This window comes from Mesorhizobium sp. NPDC059054 (assembly GCF_042739215.1).
Lineage (GTDB): Bacteria > Pseudomonadota > Alphaproteobacteria > Rhizobiales > Rhizobiaceae > Mesorhizobium.
In genome coordinates this window covers 746,199-753,450 of sequence record NZ_JBHYHV010000004.1, presented here as the reverse complement: position 1 = coordinate 753,450, position 7,252 = coordinate 746,199, and the positions used below count along the sequence as shown (strand labels likewise).

The 7,252-nt window shown below is 62.6% G+C and carries 6 protein-coding genes and 2 rRNA genes; 6 read left to right on the top strand and 2 right to left on the bottom strand.

Going from position 1 to position 7,252, the window contains the following annotated elements:
* The 6 genes from ACFWXH_RS20960 to nadC all read left to right on the top strand — a co-directional run.
* Positions 1–81: ribosomal RNA gene (locus ACFWXH_RS20960) — 23S ribosomal RNA — on the top strand; the annotation flags it as partial.
* 176 nt (positions 82–257) lie between these two features.
* Positions 258–372: ribosomal RNA gene (rrf, locus tag ACFWXH_RS20955) — 5S ribosomal RNA — on the top strand.
* A 498-nt stretch (positions 373–870) separates the two neighbouring features.
* Entirely contained in the window at positions 871–1,818 is a 948-nt protein-coding gene (locus ACFWXH_RS20950; protein WP_379123311.1) for a hypothetical protein, read from the top strand.
* A gap of 81 nt (positions 1,819–1,899) precedes the next feature.
* Positions 1,900–2,874, top strand: coding sequence for a quinolinate synthase NadA (nadA, locus tag ACFWXH_RS20945; RefSeq protein WP_379123278.1), 975 nt, complete (start codon positions 1,900–1,902; stop codon positions 2,872–2,874).
* A complete protein-coding gene (locus ACFWXH_RS20940; RefSeq protein ID WP_379123277.1) occupies positions 2,871–4,412 on the top strand; it encodes an L-aspartate oxidase in 1,542 nt (513 codons plus the stop codon). The genes nadA and ACFWXH_RS20940 overlap by 4 nt, the downstream gene beginning before the upstream one ends.
* Positions 4,413–4,415: 3 nt before the next feature.
* Positions 4,416–5,264, top strand: coding sequence for a carboxylating nicotinate-nucleotide diphosphorylase (nadC, locus tag ACFWXH_RS20935; protein ID WP_379123276.1), 849 nt, complete (start codon positions 4,416–4,418; stop codon positions 5,262–5,264).
* 12 nt (positions 5,265–5,276) lie between these two features.
* On the opposite strand, the gene ACFWXH_RS20930 is transcribed toward nadC, so the two are convergent.
* The gene (locus ACFWXH_RS20930) at positions 5,277–5,720 is read right to left on the bottom strand and encodes a cytidine deaminase (RefSeq protein WP_379123275.1); all 444 of its coding nucleotides are present in this window, start codon (positions 5,718–5,720) and stop codon (positions 5,277–5,279) included.
* Between the two features lie 10 nt (positions 5,721–5,730).
* Complete coding sequence (locus ACFWXH_RS20925; protein ID WP_379123274.1) at positions 5,731–7,113, bottom strand: sodium:solute symporter; 1,383 nt, start codon at positions 7,111–7,113, stop codon at positions 5,731–5,733.
* Between the last annotated feature and the right edge of the window lie 139 nt (positions 7,114–7,252).

Below are 7,252 nucleotides of genomic sequence, written 5' to 3'. Positions count from 1 at the left end.
CGACCACGTTGATAGGCCGGGTGTGGAAGAGCGGCAACGCTTGAAGCTTACCGGTACTAATAGTTCGATCGGCTTGATCGTTCTCATTCCTAATGCTCATCACCAGCGCTCACGCATGAGCGGCCCCTAAAGGGCCTATGCTCCGCGAGGGCGCCGGATGACCGGCGACGCGCAGTCGCGCTTGCGGGCAATAGCCCGTAACAAAACTGCAATCGCCACAAGCACAAAAACAGCTTCTCATACGTGCGTTTCGCCGACCTGGTGGTTATGGCGGAGCGGCTGCACCCGATCCCATTCCGAACTCGGCCGTGAAACGCTCCAGCGCCAATGGTACTTCGTCTCAAGACGCGGGAGAGTAGGTCGCTGCCAGGTCTGCCAAACGCACGTAACTTCTCTTTATTCTTGTCTTACTGAACCTTGCCTGATCGGTTCGGCCGCTTCAGCATTTCCTCATTAAATGGAAAACCAACGGTTCGCGCACCGCGCGAACGCTTGGCGAGGTGTTTTTCGCGGTCCCGCAGCTTCTCGTAGAACGAGCTCGAGCGTTTCCGAAGCGCCGAGCCTTCTCTTGCCATGTACGCTTCGGTTCAGGCGGTTTGTCGAGGACGATGCGGACCCCCTCGGCTCTTGCAGCACAACGATCGCCTCCACCTGCTTTTCACTTTCCAGCCGCCGGAACATTTCCGCCTTTCGCTGAATCGCGGCACTGCCCTAGCTCCTGTTTGTCGAGCAATCCCGGACGTAAAACCGCTGCGCACTTCTGCCGGAATTGCTCTAGAGTTCCTCGAACGGGATTCGCACAAAGAGCCGATCTTCTCGTACTGGACACTGGCGAAACGATGTATCAGAACTGATATATCTCAGGAAAACATGCAGGATAACGCGACAAGAACAGGGAAGCGCGAACGGGCCGGCAAGGACCATGACGTAAGCGTGGACCTCATCGCCGTTGTCGTGGCCGTGGCCGGCCAGGAGCCCCGTGTCCTAACCATCGGCGAGGCAAACGGCCTGCCTTCAGGCCCTTTTGAACTTGCACACCGATCGCTGCAGTTCGGTCTGAGAACATGGGTGGAGCAGCAGACCGGTCACCGGCTCGGATATATCGAACAGCTTTATACATTTGCCGACCGCGATCGGATCGGTGACGAACGCCAGGAGCGGGTGATCTCCATCAGCTATCTGGCCTTGGCGCGCATGGACCAGGTCGCAGGCTCTCCAGAACGTGCGTGGCGCAGTTGGTACGACTTCTTTCCGTGGGAGGATCGCCGGGCCGGTATCCCTCAGCTGGTGACCGAGATCCTCCAACCGCGACTTTTGGCGTGGGCCAGCGGGGCCGTCGACGCGGCTTTGCGCGGAGAACGGCGTCGCAGGGCAGCGATCGCCTTTGGCATCGACGAACACGATTGGAACGAGGAGTTCTGCCTGCAGCGCTACGAGCTTCTCTATGAAGCCGGGCTGGTGGAAGAGGCGATGCGTGGACGCGATGCGAACGGCGCGCTGATACCCGGTCCGGCGATGATCGCCGACCATCGCCGCATCCTGGCCACGGGAATTGCGCGGCTGCGTTCCAAGATCAAATACCGGCCGGTCGTCTTTGAACTGATGCCGCCGGTCTTCACGCTGCTGCAGCTGCAGCGAACGGTCGAGGCCCTGGCCGGTGTCACCGTCCACAAGCAGAATTTCCGAAGGCTGATCGAACAGCAGGATCTCGTTGAAGAGACCGGCCAGATGTCTTCCGACACCGGTGGACGACCGGCGAAGCTGTTCCGCTTTCGCCACGCCGTGCTCGACGAAAGGCCGTCGGCCGGCACCAAATAACAGATCCGCTCTTGACACCCCTTATGCTCATGGTAAGCATATGTCCTTATTATACTCCACATGAGCATAATAAGGATTGACATGACCGCCACCTCCTCTGCCGCAGCCGCATTGCACAGTCGTGTTGCGAGCTTCATCCCGGCCATCGAATGGCCGGTCTTCTCCGGCGATATCGATGCGATCCTGCGCCTCAAGCGCGAGCGCAATGCCGTCATCCTGGCGCATAATTACCAGACGCCGGAGATCTTCCACTGTGTGGCCGACATCGTCGGCGACAGCCTGGCGCTGGCGCGCAAGGCGATGGATGTCGAGGCCGATGTAATCGTCCTTGCCGGCGTGCACTTTATGGCCGAGACCGCCAAGCTGCTCAATCCGGCAAAGACCGTGCTGATCCCGGACATGGGCGCCGGCTGCTCGCTGGCCGATTCCATCACGCCGGACGATATCCGGCTGATGCGGCAGCGTCATCCGGGTATTCCCGTCGTCACCTATGTCAACACATCGGCAGCGGTGAAGGCCGAGTCCGACATCTGCTGCACTTCGGGCAACGCCAAGGCCGTCGTGGAATCACTCGGCGTGCCGTGCGTCATGATGCTGCCCGACGAATATCTGGCGCAGAACATCGCCAATCAGACCAATGTCGAGATCATTGCCTGGAAAGGCCACTGCGAGGTGCACGAGCGCTTCACGCCGGACGATATTCGCGAACTGCGCGCCGCCCATCCCGGCATTATCGTGCTTGCTCATCCCGAGTGCCCTCCGGAGGTCGTGGCCGAAGCGGATTTCGCCGGCTCGACCGCGGCGATGTCCGACTATGTCGGTCAGGAAAAACCCGCGCGCGTCGTGCTGATGACGGAGTGCTCGATGAGCGACAATGTCGCCATCGACCACCCCGAGGTCGAATTCATCCGTCCCTGCAATCTTTGTCCGCACATGAAGCGCATCACGCTTGCCAATATCCGCACGGCGCTGGAGGAGATGCGTCATCCGGTGACGATCGATCCGGCCGTTGCGGTCCGCGCCCGTCTCGCGGTGGAGCGGATGCTCGCAGTATGAATCCCGATCTCAATCACCTCGCCAACCGGCCCGTTGTCGTCGGTGCGGGCATCGCCGGTCTGATGACGGCACTGGAACTTGCGCCGCAGCCGGTCGTGCTGATGTCTGCCACCGCACTCGGCGCCGAGGCGTCGAGCGCTCTCGCGCAAGGTGGAATGGCGGCCGCGCTCGGCAGCGATGATTCCCCGGCGCTGCATTCGGCCGATACACGCAGGGCCGGCGACGGCATGTGCGATGTCTCCGTCGTGGAGCGCATCCTCGGAAAGGCTCCCAAAATCATTGAAAAGCTGGAACGGCTCGGTGTTGCCTTCGACCGCATGGTGGATGGGGGCCTGGCTCTCGGTCTCGAAGCCGCGCATAGCCGCCGACGCATCGTCCATGCCGGAGGCGACGCCACAGGCCGGGAACTCATTCGGGCGCTGGTTGCAGCCGTGCGTGCCGCGCCTTCCATTGCGGTGCTTGAAAATTTCGCAGCACGCAGGCTTGTCGTCGAGGACGGGACTGTCGCCGGGGTCGTGGCGGCCAGCGAAACCGGCGGCGTGGTGTTTGCAACCAATCGCATCGTGCTCGCCACCGGCGGCATCGGCGGCCTCTACCACGACACGACAAATCCTCTCGGCTGCTTTGGGCAAGGCCTGGCGCTTGCCGCCCGCGCGGGCGCTGAACTCGCCGACCTCGAATTCGTGCAGTTCCACCCTACGGCGTTCGATGGACCGGTGCGCCCGATGCGGCTCGTGAGCGAGGCGGTGCGCGGTGAAGGCGCCGTGCTGATCGATGAGAAAGGCGAGCGCTTCCTTGCAGACCTGCCCGGCGGCGAACTCGCTCCCCGCGATATCGTGGCGCGCGAAGTATCCCGGCATCTTGGCCGCGGGCACAGGGTCTTTCTCGATACGCGCGGTTGTCTCGGCACCCGCTTTGCGGAGCGGTTCCCAGCCATCGCCGCTTTCTGCCGCGAAGCCGGGATCGATCCGTCACGTGAGCCGATCCCGGTACGCCCCGCCGTCCATTACCACATGGGCGGCATAGCGGTGGATGACGAGGGCCGCAGTTCCGTGCCCGGCCTGTGGGCCTGTGGTGAAGTCGCGTCGACCGGGCTGCATGGCGCCAACCGGCTTGCCAGCAATTCGCTGACCGAGGCTGCGGTGTCCGCTGAATGGGTGGCGCACAGCATGGCTTCGGCAACGTCGTCGCGTATCGTCAAGACGTCTTCGACTGCGTTGCCGCCGCCGCCGGACCCTGGAGTCGTCCGCGACATCGTCTCGGACAGCCTTGGTGTCGTGCGAACCGCCGAAGGCCTGGGCAATGCGATCCTCCGTCTGGCGCCTCTGGCGATCGGCGGGAGCGCTTGCGCCGACCCGGCAGCGGTCGCGCTGATGATGACTGTCTCGGCGCTTCGGCGGGAGGAAAGCCGCGGCGCGCATTTTCGCAGCGATTTTCCTGATCAAGCTGCGACAGCCCGCCGCTCGCAGCTGACCCTCGAGAGGGCTCTGGCCGCAGCCGCCGAATTCGATCCTCTACCCTTGGCGCGGAGTGCCTGACCCATGTCGCTGTCCCCTTTGCCCCGACTCATGCTCGAGCCGGTGGTTCGAGCTGCCTTGCTGGAGGATCTCGGCCGTGCCGGCGATATCACCACTCAAGCGATCGTACCGTCGGACGCTTCCGGAAAAATGGTCCTGGCCGCGCGTCAGCAAGGCGTTGTCGCCGGCCTCGACCTGGCAGCCCTCGCCTTCACCTTGATCGATCCCGAAATCGTCGTGAAAGTCGAACGCGCGGATGGAAGCCGACTAGAAGCCGGCGACGTCATCGCAACCCTCGCCGGACCGGCGCGCGGACTTCTGACCGCCGAACGTGTGGCGCTCAACTTCCTGTCGCACCTCAGTGGCATCGCCTCCGCCACGGCCGGCATCGTCGATGCGGTGCGTGGCCACAAGGCAAAGATCGTGTGCACGCGCAAAACCACGCCCGGCCTGCGCGCATTGGAAAAATATGCCGTGCGGGCGGGCGGCGGCTCGAACCACCGCTTCGGCCTCGATGATGCGATGCTGATCAAGGACAACCATATCGCGATCGCGGGTGGTATCCGCCCGGCAATCGAGCGAGCCAGGGCCAATGCCGGCCATCTGGTCAAGATCGAAATCGAGGTGGACACGCTCGCGCAACTGCAGGAAGCGCTCGAGCTTGGCGCGGATGCAGTGCTGCTCGACAACATGGCTCCGGATATGCTGAGGCAGGCCGTACAGCTGGTCGGCGGACGGGCGGTCACCGAGGCTTCGGGCCGGGTCACTCCGGCGACCGCGCCGGCAATCGCCGCGGCCGGTGTCGACATGATCTCCGTGGGCTGGCTGACCCACAGTGCGCCGATCCTCGATATCGGGCTGGATTGTGAATAAGAAGCCGGCTTTCTAGAATTTTCGAGGATCTATCCCTTTGGTTTCAGGCCCGTAAGGACTCGGATAGATTTCGCCGATGCTCATAAGCTCGATTTCGCCGTCGAGTGTCGAACCGATGATCCGGACCTCCGGGTCGTCGCAGCAGAACTCCCAGATCACCTGCCGACACTCGGCGCAAGGCACGCCCGAGTAAGGCCCGTGGCACACGATCGCCTCGATCTGGCGTTCGCCGGCGGCGGCCATCATCATCGCCGCGTTGCGTTCGGCATGAACCGATTGCTGCAGGGTGACGATCTCGACATTGCACGCCGCAAATATCCTGCCTGTTTTGGTGCGGATGGCCGAGCCGACCTTGTGGTTCGAGTAAGGCGTATAGGCTTTTTCACGTGCTTCAGAGGCAGCGGTAACAAGATCCTGGTCAGCCTTCGAAAGTTCATCAAAACGGCATGCGATCATCTGTCTTCTCCTATGCTGTCCGCTGCTTTTTCGGGCGGGCCGCCAGGCCGGCGACAAAGGGGATGGCGGACAGGATAAAGCCCACGAGCGACGCCGGGACGCCACCGGGCTCGCCGGCGAGCACCAACACCGCGGTCGAACCGGCGCCGACGATGATCGTCGTCAGCATCGACCAGACCGGGATGCGCCAGTTGAAAGTGGCGGACAACACCGGCAGCAGCAGCCCCGGTACATAGACAGAGAAGCCGAGCATCAGGATGGTCACCACGCTTGGCACCGTCAAGGCGACGGCAAGGGCGATCAGACCGAGGAGAAGCAGGAGGATGCGGCTGGTCCACAGCCTCTCGCCATCGGACGCATCCGGGCGAAAGCGCGAGATCACGTCGCGCTGCAAGGTCGTCGCGGTGACCAGCAACGTCGTGCTCGCGGTCGACATCGCCACCGCCAGGAAAGCCGCGACCAGAAGGCCGATGAGCCCGGAGGGGAGCAGTTGCCGCATCAGGTCCGGCATGGCGTTCACCGGGTTGGCGTCAGCCGGCAGCAGCGCCTTGGCCGCGATGCCAAGAAACGTCAGGATGACGCCGAAGATCGCCATCAGCACGAAGCCGTTGATCAGTCCCCTGCGCGCGGTCTCGGGCGAGTTGGCGGCAAAGACGCGCTGGAAGCCGATGGTGTCGATGAAACCTGCCGGCAAAAGCAGGAACCACACGAAAAGCGTCGCGGGCGGCACGTTGCCGAACAGGTTGTAGAAATCAGGAATGTTGCGGGTCGCTTCGTAGACGCCTGAGACGCCGGGACCGAAGACGACGATCAGCGGCGCAACGACGCCGATGACGATCAGGAAGATGATGGCCTGCAGCACGTCGGTTGCCACCACGGCAAGGAAGCCGCCGAGCATGGTGTAGACGATGACCACAAGGTAGGCGACGATCGCGCCGGTGGTCGGGTCCATGCCGGAAAACAGCGTGAAAATCATGCTGATGCCGAACACCTGTGCCGCGGCCCAGGCGAGATAATTCCAGCTTGTCACCAGCGAGGCGGCGACGCGTACGGAGTTGGGATAGTCGCTCGCCACGATGTCAGGCGTCGTCACATGCATGCGCTGGCGCACGATCTTGGCAATGAAGATGCCCATCAACAGTAAGCCGATCGGGAAGGTGAACCACCACCACGTCCCTGAAATGCCGTAGCGAACCACCATTTCCGGCGTGCCGAAGAGGCCTGCCAGCCCGGTCCATGAGGCGAAAGCTGAAATGGTCAGCCATAGCGGCCCCATGCGGCGGCCGGCGACGATGTAGTCCTCCTCGGTCTTGATGGTGCGCGCATAAAACAGGCCGATGGCGGTGACGACCGCCAGATAGAGCACGACGATCGCTATATCGAAGCTTCCCATTTCCCACTCCCTGCTTCTCCGGCCGAGCATTCGGGCGGATGGCGGCGCTTCCCACGGCGCCGTTGGACCTCTGGCCACAAATGGCTTGACGGCCAGGCATCAAATTCGTCACATACAAAAATCTTTTTTGCAAGCGCTG